The organism is Streptomyces sp. NPDC032198, assembly GCF_040636975.1.
Classification (GTDB): Bacteria; Actinomycetota; Actinomycetes; order Streptomycetales; family Streptomycetaceae; genus Streptomyces.
This window is the reverse complement of record NZ_JBEZVL010000009.1, coordinates 252,108-269,271: the sequence shown is the minus strand read 5'-3', so window position 1 is coordinate 269,271 and position 17,164 is coordinate 252,108. Positions and strand designations below refer to the sequence as shown.

The window sequence follows — 17,164 nt, the reverse complement described above, 5'->3', positions numbered from 1 at the left end:
ATCGGGCCCTCCACGGGCGTTCTTACGAATACGGGCGCACGGGCAAAGCCGCGCGCCCGTAACAGCACTCGGGGAGGGACCCACGCATGGCCGCGCGCCACCGCCGTATCGCCACCGCCATCACCTCAGTTCTGATCGCCGTGCCGGCGGGCATCGGCCTCGTCGGCTGCGACGCCGTCAACAAGGCGCTCGACTGCGTCCAGACCGCCGACGCCATAGCCGACAGCGTCACCGACCTCCAACAAGCCGTCGAAAAAGCCGGCGACGACCCCACACAGGCCGACAAGGCACTCGACGACATCGACAAGAACATCGACGAAATCGGCGACAAGACCGACGACGCCGACGTCAACAAAGCCGTCGACCACCTCGACAAGGCCGTCGGAAACGTCCGCACCTCCATCGACAACGGAGACGCGACACCCGACCTCAGCCCCATCGTCGACGCCGCAGGCGAACTCACCAAGGTCTGCACGCCGTAACGGGCCCCAGGCTTGGATACTGGTGGGCATGACCCGCCTCATCCTCGCCACCCGCAACAACGGCAAGATCACGGAACTCAAGGCGATCCTCGCCGACGCAGGCCTCACCCACGAGCTCGTCGGCGCGGACGCCTACCCCGAGATCCCCGACGTCAGGGAAACCGGCGTCACCTTCGCCGAGAACGCCCTCCTCAAGGCCCACGCCCTCGCCCAGGCCACCGGCCTCCCCGCGGTCGCCGACGACTCCGGCCTCTGCGTCGACGTCCTCGGCGGCGCCCCCGGCATCTTCTCCGCCCGCTGGGCAGGCCGCCACGGAGACGACGCCGCGAACCTCGCCCTCCTCCTGGCCCAACTCGGCGACATCGACGCCGACACCCACCGAGGCGCCCACTTCGCCTGCGCCGCGGCCCTCGCCCTCCCGAACGGCAGGGAGAGGGTGGTCGAAGGCCAGCTACGGGGCGTACTCCGCCACACCCCGTCCGGCTCGGGCGGCTTCGGCTACGACCCGATCCTCCAGCCGGAGGGCGAGACGCGCACGTGCGCGGAACTGACCGCGGCCGAGAAGAACGCGATCAGCCACCGGGGGAAGGCGTTCCGGGCGCTTGTGCCGGCGGTTCGGGAGTTGTTGGGCTGAGGGTGCGGACGACGAAGGCCCGGCTCGCGGGGTACGCGAGCCGGGCCTTCTGTGGCGGTGCGCCCGGTCGGATTCGAACCGACAACAGCTGGTTCCTAGGACCAGTCTCTCTGCCAATTGGAGTACAGGCGCGCGCTCCACTTCCCACTTTACTGGGCGAAGCAGCCTCCTGGTGAGGAGGCTGGCACTATGCGGGCCGGGGCCGGCCGCCTCGGCACCAGGTACTGGTGATCGCATGGCAGTTGGGGCACAGCAACCGCAGGTTCTCGCGCCGGTCATCACTCCAGTCGCCGTTGATGTGGTCGATCTCCAGCGTCATCGGTCGGCCGCCCCATTCGGGTCCGACTCCACACCTGGTGCACACCTCGGGCACACCGATGGCGCGTAGCGCGCGGCGTAGCCGTGGGGTCTTTGTCCGTTGCTTGCCATCGTGCTGAACCAGTACGCTCTCGGGCCGCATCGCATTCCAACTTGGTTTTTCCCGCTGGTGTGCCTGCCCGAGGAAGTGTGTGATCGAGAGACGATCTTCGACGATCCATTGCCGCAGGTTTGCTCGCTGGTTGCCATTGCTCGGGCGATTCAACCGGCGTAGCACTTCTGCGAGGCTAATCGAGTCGGCGACCGCGATACGCAACTCGTCCGTCGAGGGCCGGGCGAGCCTGCCGTAAGGGCGGAAGTGCGAGATGTCGATGCCGAAGTGTACGAATCGCTTCCCGAGGTACCGACGGAGTTGTGCGTACGGCCGGGTGCCGAAGAAGGCGATCACCTCGTCCATGTCCGAGCACATTTCGGCGGCCTCGGCCAGCCGCTCGCTGGTGTAGTTGGCTCGCTCGCTCATACGGAGCCGCCCCTGTCGTACCTTCGGCTGCGACCTCGGTAATTGTCGGTTGCGGAATGGCAGTTCGGACAGAGCAGCCGCAGATTCTCCTGCCGGTTGTTACGCCAGTTACCGTCGATGTGGTCCACTTCGAGTGGTAGCGGCTCGCCGAGCCATACCGCTTCGTTTCCGCAGAGGGCGCACTTCTCGGCGACACCGATTTCGCGCATTGCCCGCTTTAGCCGACTGCTGGGGGTGCGCGTGGGGTGTGGCGATGTGTTTTCGACAAGGATCCCTGCGGCGGTCTTGCGGCGTTGATTGTTCCTCTGCCGCTCCGTACGGGCCACCGGTGTGAAGTGCGAGGTGTCGATGCCGTAAGCCCGGATACGCCGACTGATATTGGTGTGGTGGCCGCCCACCACAGCGAGCCCGAGGTGACGTAGGACTCCGTTGACGCTTGTCGACGCGGCGACCGCCGGTTCAAGGGCCTCCCTTGTCCACTTGGCTCCCTCGCGCTCGAAGTGGGACGTATCCACTCCCAGCTTCTTCATTCGCCCAAGCGCGTATGGGCGAGCCCAACCCTTCGGATCCACCCCCAACTTCCCCAGCGCCTCGGACAGCGTCCGTGACGACCTCGCCGCCTCCTCCAGACGCTCCTTGCTGAACTGACTCACCGGCATGATTCCCCTCCGCCCGGCCGCCCGTTGCAGCCTCGTACGGGCTAACGAACCGACAATCGGACCGTTACGTCCGGAATGCGGAACGGCCCGCCTCACTTAAAGCGGGGCGGGCCGTTCCGTACGGAGAGGGTCAGAGCTTCAGAAGCGCGGGGTCGGGGCCGCTGCCTCCACCATTTCTGCTGCTTCTCGCTTCGTCTCCACCGACGGAGGTGAACCCTCCAGCGGCTTCTGGGCGGTTTCCTTCATGCAGGCCACCGCGATGACACCCACCAGCGCCGCCGCCATCGAGTAGTACGCCGGGACCATGTCCGTCCCCGTGACGCTGATGAGGGACGTGATGACCAAGGGGGCCGTGCCGCCGAAGAGTGACGCGGAGATGTTGTAGCCCACCGAGAGGGAGCCGTAGCGGACCGAGGTGGGGAACAGGGCCGGGAGCGTCGCCGACATCGTGCCGAGGAGGCAGACCAGGGAGAGGCCCAGGAGGAGCATGCCGCCGGAGACGGCGATCAGGCTGCCCTGCTTGATGAGCAGGAACGCCGGGATCGAGACGACGAGGAAGCCGACCATGCCCGCCATCAGGAGCGGCTTGCGGCCGAATCGGTCGGAGAGCTTGCCGATCTGGGTGATGATCAGCATCAGGACGATCATGGTGCCGATGAGGATCAGCAGGCCGTGCGAGTCGTCGTAGCCGAGCTCGTCCGAGAGGTACGTCGGCATGTACGACAGGAGCATGTAGTCGGTGATGTTGTACGCGCCGACGAGGGCGATGCAGAGGATCAGCGTGGCCCAGTGGTTGCGGAAGATCTTCGCGAGGTCGCCCTTGGCGGTGGTCTCGACGGTGGAGGCGCCCTCGGACGCCGAGTGGAAGGTGGCGTCCTCCATCTTCTGGAACGCGGGCGTCTCGTCGAGCTTGAGCCGCAGGTAGAGGCCGACCAGGCCGAGCGGTCCCGCGACGAGGAACGGGAGGCGCCAGCCCCACGATTCCATGGCGTCCGAGCCGAGGGCGCTGTTGAGGATGAGGACGAGGCCCGCGGCGCCGGTGTAGCCGGCGAGGGTGCCCATCTCCAGGAAGCTGCCGAAGTAGCCGCGGCGCTTGTCGGGGGCGTACTCGGCGATGAAGGTGGACGCGCCGCCGTATTCGCCGCCGGTGGAGAAGCCCTGTACGAGGCGGAAGAAGATCAGCAGGACCGGGGCCCAGAAGCCGATGGTGGCGTAGGACGGGATGAGGCCGATGGCGAGGGTGCCGATGGCCATCATGATCATCGTCAGTGCGAGGACCTTCTTGCGGCCGATCTTGTCGCCCATGGGGCCGAACACCATGCCGCCGATGGGGCGGACGAGGAAGGAGACGGCGAAGGTGGCGAACGAGGAGATCAGCTGGACTGTCTCGTTCCCGGAAGGGAAGAAGACGTGGCCGATGGTGACGGCGAGGTAGCTGTAGATGCCGAAGTCGAACCATTCCATGGCGTTGCCGAGCGAGGCGGCCTTGACCGCTCGTTTGACCGCCGCCTCGTCCGTGACCGTGATGTCGGTGCGGCGCAGTGGGGGGTCCTTGCGGCGTTTGACGGCGCGGAAGAGGGTGCGGTGTCGCCGCACAGCATCAAGATCGGCCTCTGCCTCGTCGTGGGCCGCCATGGGTAGTCCTTCCGTTCTGCGAACAATCCTCCTGGGATCATTTGCTCGATCCGCGCCGACGCAAACGAAAGCCCCCTTCGAGGGGGCTTTCGTCACAGTTGGGGAAGGGGCGGGGGTCCCGCCGGGCGGTCAGATGCCGAGATCCTTGATGATCTTGGCTACGTGGCCGGTCGCCTTGACGTTGTAGAACGCGTGCTCGACCTTGCCGTCCTCGTCGACGACGATCGTGGAGCGGATGACGCCGGTCACGGTCTTGCCGTACAGCTTCTTCTCGCCGAAGGCGCCGTACGCCTCCAGGGTCTCCTTGGAGGGGTCGCCGACCAGCGTGACCTTGAGGTTCTCCTGCTCGCGGAACTTCGCCAGCTTCTCCGGCTTGTCGGGGGACACGCCGATGACGTCGTAGCCCGCGGTCGCGAGCACGTCGAGGTTGTCCGTGAAGTCGCAGGCCTGCTTGGTGCAGCCGGGGGTCAGGGCGGCCGGGTAGAAGTAGACGATGACCTTGCGGCCCTTGTGGGCGGCCAGGGAGACCTCGTTGCCGTCCGCGTCCGGCAGGGTGAAGGCCGGGGCCGTGTCGCCGGGGGTGAGTCGCTCGCTCATCTTTCGGTCTCCTCGCACAGGATTGCTCGTCAGCAGGATGCTCGTCATCAGCAGGATGCTCGTAAAACGTGTGGTGACGGAGTCGAGCGTAATAGGGGTGCCGTGGGGTGCGGTGGGCGTGGAGCTGACAGACTGTCGGCGAGACGTACAGAAGGAACAGACAGCCGGACACGACCACGGAGGCAGCGCGGTGTCGGACACGTCGGATATCAGGACCCCGGCGCAGATCGAGGCGGACATCAAGCGCCGTCGCGTGACGCTCGCCGAGACGCTCGACGAGATCGGGGTGCGGGTGCACCCGAAGACGATCGTCGGTGACGCGAAGGCCAAGGTCGTCGCCGGCGTGGACAACTCCCTCGGGCGGGCGTACGTCGGTGCGAACCGCATCGTGTCCGATGTGCGGGCCCAGCTGGTGCACGAGGACGGTGCGCCGCGTCTGGAGCGCATCGTGCCGGTGGCGCTGGTGGTCGTGGGTCTCGTGGGGATGCTCGCGGTGGGTTCGCGGCGCCGCAAGGACTGACCGCCGCGAGGCTGGGACTGACCCGGCATCGTCCGGGCGGGCCGTCGGCAGGTAGGTTCGGGGCGTGAGCGCCAAAAGCCAGGGACACAGCACCCATGACGACAAGCTGCCGATCCGGATGCTGCACGACCGTGTGCTCGTGCGGCAGGACTCCGCCGAGGGCGAGCGCAGGTCGGGCGGCGGCATTCTGATCCCCGCGACCGCGACCGCGGCCGTCGGCAGGCGTCTGGCCTGGGCCGAGGTCGTCGCCGTCGGGCAGAACGTGCGGGCGGTGGAGCCGGGTGACCGGGTGCTGTACGACCCGGAGGACCGGGCCGAGGTCGAGGTGCGGGGTGTGGCGTACGTGCTCATGCGTGAGCGCGATCTGCATGCCGTGGCCGCCGACCGGTTCGAGGGTTCCGAGGATTCGACGGGGCTGTATCTGTAGGGATCTGCAGGCATCTGTAGGGTGCGCAGGCATCACGAAGGGGGCTGGTGACCATCGTCACCAGCCCCCTTTGCGCGTTCTTTGCTACCTTTCTAGGACCCCGACGAGACGCGCCGTACCGGGTTTCCGCAAAGACGACGCACCCCCATTGAAGTGACGCGATCTTGCGTTTCTACGTGTCGGAGGTGCCGTCGTGGCCTGGGTTCTGTTGATCGTCGCCGGTCTGCTCGAAGTGGGCTGGTCGATCGGGATGAAGTTCACCGAGGGGTTCACCCGGCTGTGGCCGAGCGTGTTCACCGGCCTCGGGATCGTCGCGAGCATGATGCTGCTCTCGCATGCCGCCAAGACGCTGCCGATCGGTACGGCGTACGGCGTGTGGGTCGGTATCGGTGCTGCCGGTGCGGCGGTGGTCGGGATGATGGTGCTCGGTGAGCCCGCCACCGCCGCCCGGATCTTCTTCGTCGTCCTGCTGCTGGTCGCCGTCGTGGGCCTGAAGGCGACCTCGGGGCACTAGGGCCCTAGTAGTACGACGCCGGGTTGCCCTCGCCCTTCCTTCTGGCCGCCGAGCCTTCCGTGAGGCCGCCCAGGGCTCCTGGGTCCTCGGTCGTGCCGCCGTCGGCGGTGGAGCCGTCGGTCTGGCCGCCCTGGGTGGCGCCCGGGTCGGCGGTGGTGCCTCCGTCGGCCGTTGTTCCGCCGTCGGCGGTGGCACCGCCGTCCGTGGTCGGGCCCTGCGTCTGCCCTTGGTCCTGCCCCTGCGTCTGGCCCTGGTCCTGGCCCTGGGTCTGTCCGGCGTCCTGGCCCTGCGTCTGGCCCTGGTCCTGCCCCTCGGTCTGCCCGGCGTCCTGGCCCTGGGTGTCGTCGCCGCCGGTGACCGCGCCGCCGGTGGCCGGGTCCTGCTCGGTACCCGAGGGGTCCGGGGCCTGGGGTACGTCGGCGCCGTCCTCCAGCTCCAGGTCGAAGTCCCGTACGGGCTCGCCCTGGAGGGCGTCCTTGGTGAACTGGGCCCAGATCTGCGCGGGGTAGGCGCCGCCGTTGATGCGGGGCTGGCCGAGCGCCCCGTACAGCGGGGTGTGTGCGCCGGTGTCCGGGTTCTGGCCCATCACGGAGACCACGGTGGCGAGTTCGGGGGTGTAGCCCGCGAACCAGGCCGCCTTGTCCTCCTCCGCGGTGCCGGTCTTGCCGGCCGCGGGGCGGCCCGCGGCCTGGGCGGCCGTGCCGGTGCCGCCGTCGACGACGCTCTGCAGGATGGACGTGGTGGTGTCGGCGGCCTCGCGGCTGACGGCCTGCGCGGTCTTCTGCTCCGGCAGTTCGACCTCCTGGCCGTCCTTGGTGACCTTCTCGACCATCGTGTACGTGGGGTGCTTGCCGTGGTTGGCGAGCGTCGCGTACGCCTCCGTCATGTCCAGGACGGAGGCCGTGGACGGGCCGAGCGCGATGGACGGGGACGCGGTCAGGTCGGGGGTGTTCGCGGGGACTCCGAGGGCGACCGCCGTGTCCTTGACCTTGTCGGAGCCGACGTCGACGGCCATCTGCGCGTAGACCGAGTTGACGGACTTGTCGGTGGCGGTGCTGACGGTGATGTTGCCGTAGTCGACGTCGTCCTCGTTCTCGGGGGCGTACGTCCCGCCGTCCCAGCCTTGCACCGGGCGCTTGTTGGTGCCGTCGTAGATGGTGTTCGGGGTGATGGTGCGGCCGTCCTGGGTGACCGAGCCGTTCTCCACGGCCGAGGTGAAGACGAACGGCTTGAAGGTGGAGCCGACTTGGTAGTCGCGGCGCGTGGCGTTGTTGACGTACTGCTTGGTGTAGTCGATGCCGCCGTACATGGCGACGACCTTGCCGCTCTCCGGGTCGATCGAGGCGCCGCCCGCGCGCACGTTGCGGTCGACCTTGCGGGCGCCCTTGTCGATCTTGGACATCACCTGGTCGTCGACCGCTGTCTTGAAGGCGTCCTGGCGGTCCTTCTGGAGGGTGGTGGTGATGCGGTAGCCGCCCTTGTCCAGGGTGTCCTCGTCGACGATGTCGTTGGCCGTCAGATAGTCCTCGACGGCGTCGACGAGGTATCCGCGCTGCCCGGAGAGGCTGGATGCGCCCTTGGCCTCCTTCGGCTTGGGGAACTTGGTCTTCGCGCGGTCGGCGGGGCTGAGCCAGCCCTCCTTGACCATGCCGTCCAGGACGTAGCTCCAGCGGCCCATGGCGCGCTGCTTGTTCTCCGGGTGGGTCGCCACGTCGTACGCGTTGGGGGAGTTCAGGAGCGTCGCCAGGTACGCACCCTCGGCGGTGTCCAGTTTCTTGACGTCCTTGCCGAAGTACGCCTGGGCGGCGGCCTGTACGCCGTATGCGTTGCGCCCGAAGTAGCTGGTGTTCAGGTACCCGGCGAGGATGTCGTCCTTGCTCACCTCGCGGTCCAGCTTGATGGAGATGAAGAACTCCTTGGCCTTGCGGGTGACCGTCTGCTCCTGGCCCAGGTAGTAGTTCTTCACGAACTGCTGGGTGATCGTCGATCCGGACTGCTTGCCCTTGCCGGTGACGGTGTTCCAGGCGGCGCGGATCATCGCCTTCGGGTCGACGGCGGACTCGCTGTAGAAGTCGCGGTCCTCGGCGGCGAGCGCGGCGTGCTGGACGTCCTTGGGGATCTGGCTCAGCGGCACGCTCTCGCGGTTGACCTCGCCGTCGCGGGCCAGCTGGCTGCCGTCGGCGTAGAGGTAGACGTTGCTCTGGGCGATGGCGCCCGCGTTGGCGGGCGGGATGTCGACGATCATGTAGCCCGCGGCGAAGCCGCCGACGCAGAGCAGGATCAGCAGGATGAAGCCGCCGAGGACCATGCGCCAGGTGGGGAAGATCCGCCGCCAGCCCTTGCGCTTGGGGCGCTTCTTCTTGCCCTTCTTGCCGCTGCCGCTGCCGCTGCCGTCGGCGTCCGGGGTGGCCGCCGCGCCTTCGGGGGGATCGGCTGCTGTGCCGGCGTTGGCCGCCGGGGTTTCGGCCGGGGGGTCGGCCGGGGGGTCCACGGGTTCGCGGGGCGCCCAGCCCTTGGGTCCTTCGGCGCCCTGCTGCTGCGGCTCGTCGCTGCTCATGTCTCGTGGAACTCCCGGTTCGCGTCGCACGTCACGTACGCCTCGTACGACCCATTGCACACTGTCGCTTCCTGCGTTCCCTGCCAGGCACGCGCCGTGCGCCGAAAATGCCTGGCACGAGCGATGACGTCCGCACTAGGCTCCGTGCCTTTGGCCCGGACCGGACAAGGATTCCGTCAAAGCTCTCGTTAAAGGGGATGCGTGTGCGCACAGGACGGTTCCGCTTGTACGCGGCCGTCGGCCGCAGCGGCTTCAGGCGGTACGCGACCTACCGGACGGCGACCCTGGCGGGGGTGTTCACCAACACCGTCTTCGGACTGATCCTCGCCTACACCTACATCGCGCTCTGGGACGAGCGTCCCGGGCTCGGCGGCTACGACCAGGCGCAGGCGCTGACGTTCGTCTGGCTGGGCCAGGCGCTGCTCACGGTGATGGCGCTGATGGGCGGCGGCTTCGAGGGCGAGCTGATCGAGCGGATCCGCACCGGGGACATCGCCGTCGACCTGTACCGGCCCGCCGACCTGCAGATCTGGTGGCTGGCGACCGACCTGGGCCGGGCCCTGTTCCAGCTGCTCGGGCGCGGTGTCGTACCCATGGTGGTCGGCGCCCTCGTCTTCGACCTCGCCCTGCCCACCGATCCGCTGCGCTGGTTCGCCTTCCTGCTCGCGGTGTTCCTCGGCGCGCTGGTCAGCTTCTCGATCCGCTTCCTGGTGGCGCTCTCCGCGTTCTGGCTGATGGACGGCGCGGGCACCGCCCAGGTGGCGATGCTCGCGGGCACCTTCTTCTCCGGGATGCTGCTCCCGCTGAACGTCTTCCCGGGCGCGCTCGGCGAGTTCGCCCGCGCGCTGCCCTGGTCGGCGCTGCTCCAGGTGCCCGCCGATGTGTTCCTCGGCAAGCACACGGGCGTGGACCTGCTGGGGACGTACGCTTTCCAGATCGGCTGGGCCGCGGCGCTGCTCACGGCCGGGCGGCTGCTGCAGGCCGTGGCCACGCGACGGGTGGTGGTCCAGGGTGGCTGACCTGACGCGGGCGCGGGGCGCTCTGACGCAGGTGCGGGACGGGCTTCGCGCCTACCGGCTGATCTCCGCGATGTGGATCCGCTCCCTGATGGCCTACCGGCTGTCCTTCGTGATGACCGCGTTCGGCAACTTCGCGGTGACCGCCTTCGACTTCGCGGCGATCCTGCTGATGTTCTCCCAGGTGGACCGGCTCGGCGGCTACTCGCTGTCCGAGATCGCCTTCCTGTACGGGGCGACCTGTACGTCGTTCGGGCTCGCCGACCTCTCCCTGGGGTCCATGGACCGGCTGGGCAAGCGGGTGCGTGACGGCACGCTCGACACGCTCCTGGTGCGGCCCGCGCCGGTGATCGCGCAGGTCGCCGCCGACCGCTTCGGCCTGCACCGGGTCGGGCGGCTCCTCCAGGGCGGGTTCGTCCTCGGGTACGCGCTGGTGGTCCTGGGCATCGACTGGACCCCCCTGAAGGTGCTCATGGTGCCGCTGATGCTGCTCTGCGGGGCGGGGATCTTCGCGGCGGTGTTCGTGGGGGGCGCCGCCTTCCAGTTCGTGGCGCAGGACGCGGCCGAGGTGCAGAACGCCTTCACGTACGGCGGGACCACGCTGCTCCAGTTCCCGCCGACGGTCTTCGCCAAGGACCTGGTGCGCGGTGTCACCTTCATCCTGCCGCTGGCCTTCGTGAACTGGCTGCCCGCGCTGTACGTCCTGGGGCGGCCCTATCCGCTGGACCTGCCGACGTGGGTGGCGTTCACGCCGCCGCTCGTGGCCGCCCTCCTTCTCGCGCTCGCGGGCCTCGCCTGGCGCACGGGCCTTCGTTCGTACCGCAGCACAGGGAGCTGAACTGCCGTGGAAACAGACCTCATTGAGCTGGACGGCGTCGAGAAGGTCTTCGACGTACGCAAGAAGACCGGCTTCCTGCGGCGCGAGAAGCACGAGGTGCGGGCCGTCGACGGCATCACCTTCACCGTGCCGCGCGGCGAGATGGTCGGCTACATCGGTCCGAACGGCGCGGGCAAGTCGACGACGATCAAGATGCTGACGGGGATCCTCACCCCCAGCGGCGGGCGGCTGCGCGTGGCGGGCATCGACCCTTCGCGTGAGCGCACGCGCCTGGCGCGCCGTATCGGTGTCGTCTTCGGCCAGCGGACGACGCTGTGGTGGGACCTGCCGCTGATCGACTCGTACCGCCTGATGCACCGCATGTACCGGATCCCGGACGCCCGCTTCAAGGAGAACCTGGACCGCTGCGTGGAACTCCTGGAGCTGGGCGCCCTGTTGGACGTGCCCGTGCGCCAGCTCTCGCTCGGCCAGCGGATGCGCGGTGACATCGCGGCGGCGCTGCTGCACGACCCGGAGGTGCTGTACCTGGACGAGCCGACGATCGGCCTCGACGTGATCAGCAAGGCCAAGGTCCGTGGTTTCCTGCGGGACTTGAACGCGGAGGCCGGTACGACGGTCCTGCTCACCACGCACGACCTGACCGACATCGAGCAGCTCTGCAAGCGGGTGATGGTCATCGACCACGGCCGTCTGATGTACGACGGTGCGCTTGCCGGGCTGCACGAGGTGGGGGAGAGCGAGCGCACCCTGGTCGTCGACCTGGAGCGCGAACTTCCGCCCATCGAGGTCGAGTCGGCGCGCGTGGTGAAGGTGGAGGGCCCGCGGCAGTGGCTCGCCTTCCCCGCGGCGGAGTCGGCGGCTCCGCTCGTCGCCCGGGTCGCGGCCCGCTATCCGATGGTCGACCTCTCGGTCAGGGAACCCGACATCGAAGCGGTCATCGCCAAGATGTACGCGGAGAAGGCGACCTCGTAGGCTGCTCGTATGACCGACGAGCAGCCTCATCTCCCGGACCTCCGGGCCGCCGACGCCGACCGTGAGCGCGTCGCCGAACGACTCCGTGACGCCGTGGCCGAGGGGCGCCTCGACATGGAGGAGTTCGAGGAGCGCCTTGAGGCCACGTACAAGGCGCGTACGTACGGCGAGCTGGAGCCGATCACGCGGGATCTGCCCGCGGTGGGCGCCAAGATCTCCATGGTGAAGCCGTCCGCGGCCGCGGAGGGCGAGATCGACTGGCCGTCCCGCATCGGCGGCGAGGCCACTTCCACGGGTGCCTTCGCGTTCTGGAGCGGCTTCAACCGCAAGGGCGGCTGGACGGTGGGCTCGCGGTTCACCGCGTTCGCGATGTGGGGCGGCGGCGAGATCGACCTGCGCGAGGCGCGGTTCGCGGACCGTGACGTCGAGATCCGCTGTTTCACGATCATGGGCGGCCTGCAGGTCACCGTGCCGCCCGAGCTGAACGTCCAGGTCAAGGGCTTCGGCATCATGGGCGGCTTCGACGACAAGGCCACCGGCGAGGGCACGCCTGGCTCCCCGCGGGTGGTCGTCAAGGGCCTCGCCCTGATGGGCGGGGTCGGCGTGGAGCGCAAGCTGCCGCGGGCGGAGCGCCTGCGGATGAAGGAGGAGCGCCGCCGGGAGAAGCTGGAGCGGCGCGAGGAGCGGCGTGCGGCGCACTTCCAGCGGGCCGAGGAGCACCGGCTGCGGCACGAGGAGCGGCACGAGCTGCACCTGCGCAGGCGCGAGGAGCGGGACTGAGTTTCCGAGGAGCGGACTGAGTTTGCGAGGGCGCCCGCCGGGCGCCCTCGGTCACTTCGGGTGACTACAGCTCGGCGGCTGCCGAGCCCCGCAGGTTCGTCACGTTGAACGTCTCCGCCATCTTGCGGTAGCCCAGGTCGCTCGGGTGGAGGTGGTCGCCCGAGTCGTACGCGCCGCGCAGCTTGCGGGGGTCGTACGGGTCGCGCAGGGCGCGGTCGAAGTCGACGAACTCGTCGAAGACCTTGCCGTCGCGGATCTGCTCGTTGACCGCCTGGCGCACGTTCTCCAGCGACGGCTCGTATCCCCGGTGGCCGCCGAACGGCATCAGGGTCGCCCCGACGACCCGCAGGCCGCGGGTGTGCGCCTGGCGCGTCAGCTCGCGCAGGCCCTCCACGATGCGGTCGGGGTTGTTCTGGTGCGGGTTGCGCAGGATGTCGTTCACGCCGAGCGCGATGACGACGGCCTTGACGCCACTGCGGTCAAGGACGTCGCGGTCGAAGCGCGTGAGGCCGCTCGGGTTGTCGGCGGGGGCGCCGTTGCCGTCCGAGAGGATGCGGTTGCCGCTGATCCCCTCGTTCACGACGCCGTAGCGCGGGGCGCCCGACTCGGTGCGCAGGCGCGTGGCGAGACCGTCGGTCCAGCGGGCGTTGGCGCCCATCGTGGAGGAGATGCCGTCGGTGAGCGAGTCACCGAAGACGACGACGGTGCCGTTCGACTCGTTGCTCAGGACGTCCACGGCCGACAGGTAGCGCCAGGAGGTGCTCTGCTGGGTGTACGCGGCGCCGTTCAGGTCCTCCGTGCGGTCGCCCTGGGCGACGTAGCTGACCTGGCGGGCGTGCGGGTGGAAGGTGACCGGGCCGGACGGGGTCGGCGAGTACGTCGTGACCAGGAGGTCGGTGTCGTGCGGTACGCGCAGCCGGACGGCGTCGCTCATCACCTGCTGGCCCGCGGGGATCACCACGGACGTGTTGCCGTTGAAGTTCAGGCGGCGCAGGGTGCCCGGCGTGGCAGCCGGGTTGTTCGAGCCCGCCGCGACCGCGATGGAGGCGTGCGTGATGCTCAGCGGCTGCTGCCCGTACAGGTTCGACAGCGTGATGCGGGTGGCGTCACCGCCGACGCTGGTGTGCACGACATTGCGGATGGAGCGGCCCGCGAAGCCGTTGCGGTGCGTGTTTGGCTCCGCCGCGGCGGGGGATGCGGCCCAGGAGCCGACCCAGGTGCCGGCCGAGGCGGGCGCCGCGGAGTTGTGCGGGCTGCGGGGCCCCGCGCTGATGGTGTCCTGAGATCCGTCGTCGGTGGATACACCGAGGTATATGGCGGCGGAAATCACCACTATTACCGCGAGGACCGCGGCAAGCAGGGCATAACCGTGACGCTTGGTCATGCGGGCTGTGTCTCCTCGAGCAGGGGGAGCCTGATCGAGGCTCCGATGTGATCACCCCATGATGCGTCATGGGCCGTGAGGCGGCCGACACTGCCCCCCTCCGACCATTCAGACGCCGGGAACTTGTGGTCCGTTCCAGGAGTCGGTCAGGAAGGGACGCATTGAGACGGGGACAATACGTATGAGGACGCCGCGAACCACGCGAACGGGCCAGGTGGAGTGAGTGGAACGTACGAATCAATCAATTCCGGGGGACGTGGGGGACGCGGCGGGCTCCTCCGGCCCGCCAGGCGCTCCCGCGGGCCCTCTCGCGGGCGGTGGCGGCTTCACGTACAGCCCCGCCGACGAGGAGAAGCGGCGCGGCGTCCGCCGTATGAAGATCACCGCGACGGGCCTCCTCCTCTTCGTCGCCGTCGTCTACGTGCTCGCCAAGTGGGCACAGAACTCCGGCGCGGGCGCCTGGGCGGGCTATGTCGCGGCGGCGGCCGAGGCGGGCATGGTCGGCGCGCTCGCCGACTGGTTCGCGGTGACGGCCCTCTTCCGCCACCCGCTGGGCCTGCCCATCCCGCACACGGCGATCATCCCGAACAAGAAGGACCAACTGGGTGCCTCTCTCGGCGACTTCGTGGGTGAGAACTTTCTCTCCTCCGACGTCGTACGGGGCCGGCTGCGCGCGGTGGGCATCGGCAGCCGCCTCGGCACGTGGCTGGCGGACCCCGAGCACGCCGACCGGGTGACGGCCGAGCTCGCCACGGCGCTGCGCGGCGCCCTGACGGTCCTGCGCGACTCCGACGTCCAGGCGGTCGTCGGCGAGGCCATCACGCGCCGCGCCGACGCCCAGGAGATCGCGCCCGGCATCGGCAAGATGCTGGAGAAGGTCGTCGCGGACGGCGGCCACCGGAGGGTCGTCGACCTGGTCTGCGTACGCGCCCACGACTGGCTGGTCGAGCACGACGAGTCGGTCATGGACGCCGTGCAGGGCGGCGCCCCCGGCTGGACCCCGCGGTTCGTCGACAAGAAGGTCGGCGAGCGCGTCTACAAGGAGCTCCTGCGCTTCCTCGCCGAGATGCGGGACATGCCCCAGCACCCGGCGCGCGGTGCCGTCGACCGTTTCCTCGCCGACTTCGCCGCCGACCTCCAGTCCGACTCCGACACCCGCGAGCGCGTGGAGCGCCTCAAGCGCGAGGTGCTCGGCCGCGGCGAGGTGCAGGACCTGATCGCCTCCGCCTGGTCGGCCGTGCGCCAGATGATCGTGGCCGCCGCCGAGGACGAGCGCAGCGAGCTGCGCCTGCGGGTGCGGGCCGCGCTGCTCTCGCTGGGTTCGCGGATGGCGACGGACGGACGGCTGCAGCAGAAGGTGGACGGCTGGGTCGAGGGCGCGGCGGTGTACGTGGTGACGACGTACCGCGACGAGATCACCTCCCTCATCACCGACACGGTCGCGGGCTGGGACGCCGAGCACACGTCGAAGAAGATCGAGGCGCACATCGGCCGCGACCTGCAGTTCATCCGGATCAACGGCACGGTGGTGGGTGCGCTGGCGGGGCTTGCGATCTATGCGGTGTCGCATGCGGTGGGGGCGTAGGTGAGGTTCCGGTGCCGGTCGGCTGATGCCTGGCGGCGGCTCCGGCGCGCGTGAGTGGCCCTTTGCTGGGCACTCTGGAGTAGCTCTCTCGACCTGGAGAGGGCCGTCGCCCGAGCCGCGGGAGCAGCACCAGGGCCGGCAGGTCAGCGGGCCGGCGACGTGGGAGCAGCGGAAGGAGCCGCCCGCCATGACCGCGTCGTCCACGCCCGCCCCGCCGCCCCCGGACCGGGGGCACACCCCCTCCGAAGCCCCCTCCGAGGCCACGGTCACCACGGCCGTGCCCGCCCGGCTCGACCGGCTGCCCTGGTCCCGCTGGCACTGGATGATCGTCATCGGCCTCGGCACGGTCTGGATCCTGGACGGCCTGGAAGTCACCACCGTCGGCAACATCGCGAGCCGCCTCTCCGAGGAGGGCAGCGGCCTCGCCATCAGCTCCGCCCAGGTGACCGGCACCGCGGCGGCCCTCTATGTGGCGGGGGCCTGCGCGGGCGCCCTGTTCTTCGGCCGCCTCACCGACAAATTCGGCCGAAAAAAGCTCTTCATGGTCACCCTCGCGGTGTACCTGGCCGCCACCGCGCTGACCGCGCTCTCCTTCGACGCGTGGTGGTTCTTCCTCTTCCGGTTCCTCACCGGCTTCGGTATCGGCGGCGAGTACGCGGCCATCAACTCGGCCATCGACGAACTCATCCCGTCCAAGTACCGCGGGCGCGTGGACCTGATCATCAACGGCAGCTACTGGCTGGGCGCGATCGGCGGCTCGCTGCTCTCGGTCGTCATGCTGAACACCAGCATCTTCCCGAAGGACCTCGGCTGGCGGCTCACCTTCGCCCTCGGCGTCGTACTCGGCCTGGTGATCCTCCTGGTGCGCCGCCATGTGCCGGAGAGCCCGCGCTGGCAGTTCATCCACGGCCGCGGCGAGGAGGCGGACGCCCTCGTCACGTCGGTGGAGCGGGAGATCGAGGAGGAGAAGGGCGAGCCCCTGCCGCGCCCCGACCGCGAGATCACCATCCACCAGCGCAAGAGCATCGGCTTCGGCCTCATCGCCAGGACCGTCTTCCGCGACTATCCCAAGCGGGCGGTGCTCGGCCTGTCCCTCTTCGTCGGCCAGGCGTTCCTCTACAACGCGATCACCTTCGGCTTCGGCGCGATCCTCACCAAGTTCTTCGACGTCCCCTCGGGCAGCACGGGGTACTACTTCGCCGTCATCGCGGCGGGCAACTTCCTCGGTCCGCTCTTCCTCGGCAAGCTCTTCGACACGGTGGGCCGCCGGGTCATGATCTCGTCGACGTACATCCTGTCGGGCGTCCTGCTCTTCGGCACGGCCTGGCTCTTCGACCGGGGTTCGCTGAGCGCGACGACCCTCACGGCCTGCTGGTGCGTGGTCCTCTTCTTCGCGTCGGCGGGCGCGAGCAGCGCGTACCTCACGGTCTCCGAGATCTTCCCGATGGAGACCCGCGCCATGGCGATCGCCTTCTTCTACGCCATCGGTACGGCGGCCGGCGGCATCAGCGGCCCGCTGATCTTCGCCAAGCTGACGGAGACGGGCGTGGTCGGCGACACGGTCCTCGCCTTCCAGATCGGCGCGGGCCTGATGTGCGCGGCGGGTCTTGTCGCGGCGGTGTTCGCGGTGAACGCGGAGCAGCGGTCGCTGGAGGATGTGGCCCGGCCGCTGTCGGAGGCGTAGGCGGAGGCATAGATGGAGGCGGAGGCGGGGTGATGGTCCGGG

Annotated in this window: 17 protein-coding genes, 1 tRNA gene and 1 riboswitch; of the genes, 11 read left to right on the top strand and 7 right to left on the bottom strand. The window is 69.1% G+C overall.

Annotated features, from left to right (window positions below; genetic code table 11):
* Positions 1 to 86 precede the first annotated feature (86 nt).
* A complete protein-coding gene (locus tag AB0E78_RS25070) occupies positions 87 to 482 on the top strand; it encodes a hypothetical protein (protein WP_361836465.1) in 396 nt (131 codons plus the stop codon).
* 28 nt (positions 483 to 510) lie between these two features.
* Entirely contained in the window at positions 511 to 1,116 is a 606-nt protein-coding gene (gene rdgB / locus AB0E78_RS25065; protein ID WP_361836462.1) for an RdgB/HAM1 family non-canonical purine NTP pyrophosphatase, read from the top strand.
* A 58-nt stretch (positions 1,117 to 1,174) separates the two neighbouring features.
* Here rdgB and AB0E78_RS25060 read toward each other — a convergent pair.
* From AB0E78_RS25060 to bcp, 5 genes are all read right to left on the bottom strand, one after another.
* A tRNA-Leu gene (locus AB0E78_RS25060) sits at positions 1,175 to 1,248 on the bottom strand.
* Between the two features lie 55 nt (positions 1,249 to 1,303).
* Complete coding sequence (locus tag AB0E78_RS25055; protein WP_361836459.1) at positions 1,304 to 1,954, bottom strand: HNH endonuclease signature motif containing protein; 651 nt, start codon at positions 1,952 to 1,954, stop codon at positions 1,304 to 1,306.
* Complete coding sequence (locus AB0E78_RS25050) at positions 1,951 to 2,613, bottom strand: HNH endonuclease signature motif containing protein (RefSeq protein WP_361836457.1); 663 nt, start codon at positions 2,611 to 2,613, stop codon at positions 1,951 to 1,953. The genes AB0E78_RS25055 and AB0E78_RS25050 overlap by 4 nt, the downstream gene beginning before the upstream one ends.
* A 138-nt stretch (positions 2,614 to 2,751) precedes the next feature.
* Positions 2,752 to 4,248, bottom strand: a complete 1,497-nt coding sequence (gene proP, locus AB0E78_RS25045) for a glycine betaine/L-proline transporter ProP (RefSeq protein ID WP_361836454.1) — start codon at positions 4,246 to 4,248, stop codon at positions 2,752 to 2,754.
* Between the two features lie 129 nt (positions 4,249 to 4,377).
* Complete coding sequence (gene bcp / locus AB0E78_RS25040) at positions 4,378 to 4,845, bottom strand: thioredoxin-dependent thiol peroxidase (RefSeq protein ID WP_361836452.1); 468 nt, start codon at positions 4,843 to 4,845, stop codon at positions 4,378 to 4,380.
* 190 nt (positions 4,846 to 5,035) lie between these two features.
* Here bcp and AB0E78_RS25035 point away from each other — a divergent pair, with 190 nt between their 5' ends.
* From AB0E78_RS25035 to AB0E78_RS25025, 3 genes are all read left to right on the top strand, one after another.
* Positions 5,036 to 5,365, top strand: a complete 330-nt coding sequence (locus tag AB0E78_RS25035) for a DUF3618 domain-containing protein (RefSeq protein ID WP_361836449.1) — start codon at positions 5,036 to 5,038, stop codon at positions 5,363 to 5,365.
* A 118-nt stretch (positions 5,366 to 5,483) separates the two neighbouring features.
* Positions 5,484 to 5,792 carry a co-chaperone GroES gene (locus tag AB0E78_RS25030; RefSeq protein WP_361836798.1) on the top strand — a complete coding sequence of 103 codons (309 nt, stop codon included), beginning with the start codon at positions 5,484 to 5,486 and terminating at the stop codon, positions 5,790 to 5,792.
* Positions 5,793 to 5,866: 74 nt separating this feature from the next.
* Positions 5,867 to 5,936: riboswitch (guanidine-III (ykkC-III) riboswitch) on the top strand.
* A 49-nt stretch (positions 5,937 to 5,985) separates the two neighbouring features.
* The gene (locus AB0E78_RS25025; RefSeq protein WP_160505255.1) at positions 5,986 to 6,306 is read left to right on the top strand and encodes an SMR family transporter; all 321 of its coding nucleotides are present in this window, start codon (positions 5,986 to 5,988) and stop codon (positions 6,304 to 6,306) included.
* 4 nt (positions 6,307 to 6,310) lie between these two features.
* Here AB0E78_RS25025 and AB0E78_RS25020 read toward each other — a convergent pair whose 3' ends face one another.
* Positions 6,311 to 8,614 carry a transglycosylase domain-containing protein gene (locus tag AB0E78_RS25020; RefSeq protein ID WP_361836795.1) on the bottom strand — a complete coding sequence of 768 codons (2,304 nt, stop codon included), beginning with the start codon at positions 8,612 to 8,614 and terminating at the stop codon, positions 6,311 to 6,313.
* Between the two features lie 446 nt (positions 8,615 to 9,060).
* Between AB0E78_RS25020 and AB0E78_RS25015 the strand changes: the two genes are divergently transcribed.
* The 4 genes from AB0E78_RS25015 to AB0E78_RS25000 are packed head-to-tail and all read left to right on the top strand — an operon-like array spanning position 9,061 to position 12,469.
* Positions 9,061 to 9,882 (top strand): ABC-2 family transporter protein, encoded by an 822-nt coding sequence (locus tag AB0E78_RS25015; RefSeq protein ID WP_361836446.1) that lies wholly within the window; start codon positions 9,061 to 9,063, stop codon positions 9,880 to 9,882.
* A complete protein-coding gene (locus AB0E78_RS25010; RefSeq protein ID WP_361836444.1) occupies positions 9,875 to 10,717 on the top strand; it encodes an ABC transporter permease in 843 nt (280 codons plus the stop codon). Before AB0E78_RS25015 ends, AB0E78_RS25010 begins: the two co-directional genes overlap by 8 nt.
* 6 nt (positions 10,718 to 10,723) lie before the next feature.
* Complete coding sequence (locus AB0E78_RS25005) at positions 10,724 to 11,689, top strand: ABC transporter ATP-binding protein (protein WP_361836441.1); 966 nt, start codon at positions 10,724 to 10,726, stop codon at positions 11,687 to 11,689.
* A gap of 9 nt (positions 11,690 to 11,698) precedes the next feature.
* A complete protein-coding gene (locus AB0E78_RS25000; RefSeq protein ID WP_361836439.1) occupies positions 11,699 to 12,469 on the top strand; it encodes a DUF1707 domain-containing protein in 771 nt (256 codons plus the stop codon).
* 64 nt (positions 12,470 to 12,533) lie between these two features.
* Here AB0E78_RS25000 and AB0E78_RS24995 read toward each other — a convergent pair whose 3' ends face one another.
* Positions 12,534 to 13,853, bottom strand: coding sequence for an SGNH/GDSL hydrolase family protein (locus AB0E78_RS24995; protein WP_361836436.1), 1,320 nt, complete (start codon positions 13,851 to 13,853; stop codon positions 12,534 to 12,536).
* A gap of 373 nt (positions 13,854 to 14,226) precedes the next feature.
* Between AB0E78_RS24995 and AB0E78_RS24990 the strand changes: the two genes are divergently transcribed.
* The gene (locus AB0E78_RS24990) at positions 14,227 to 15,438 is read left to right on the top strand and encodes a DUF445 domain-containing protein (protein ID WP_361836792.1); all 1,212 of its coding nucleotides are present in this window, start codon (positions 14,227 to 14,229) and stop codon (positions 15,436 to 15,438) included.
* A 187-nt stretch (positions 15,439 to 15,625) separates the two neighbouring features.
* Complete coding sequence (locus AB0E78_RS24985) at positions 15,626 to 17,122, top strand: MFS transporter (RefSeq protein ID WP_361836433.1); 1,497 nt, start codon at positions 15,626 to 15,628, stop codon at positions 17,120 to 17,122.
* Positions 17,123 to 17,164 lie beyond the last annotated feature (42 nt).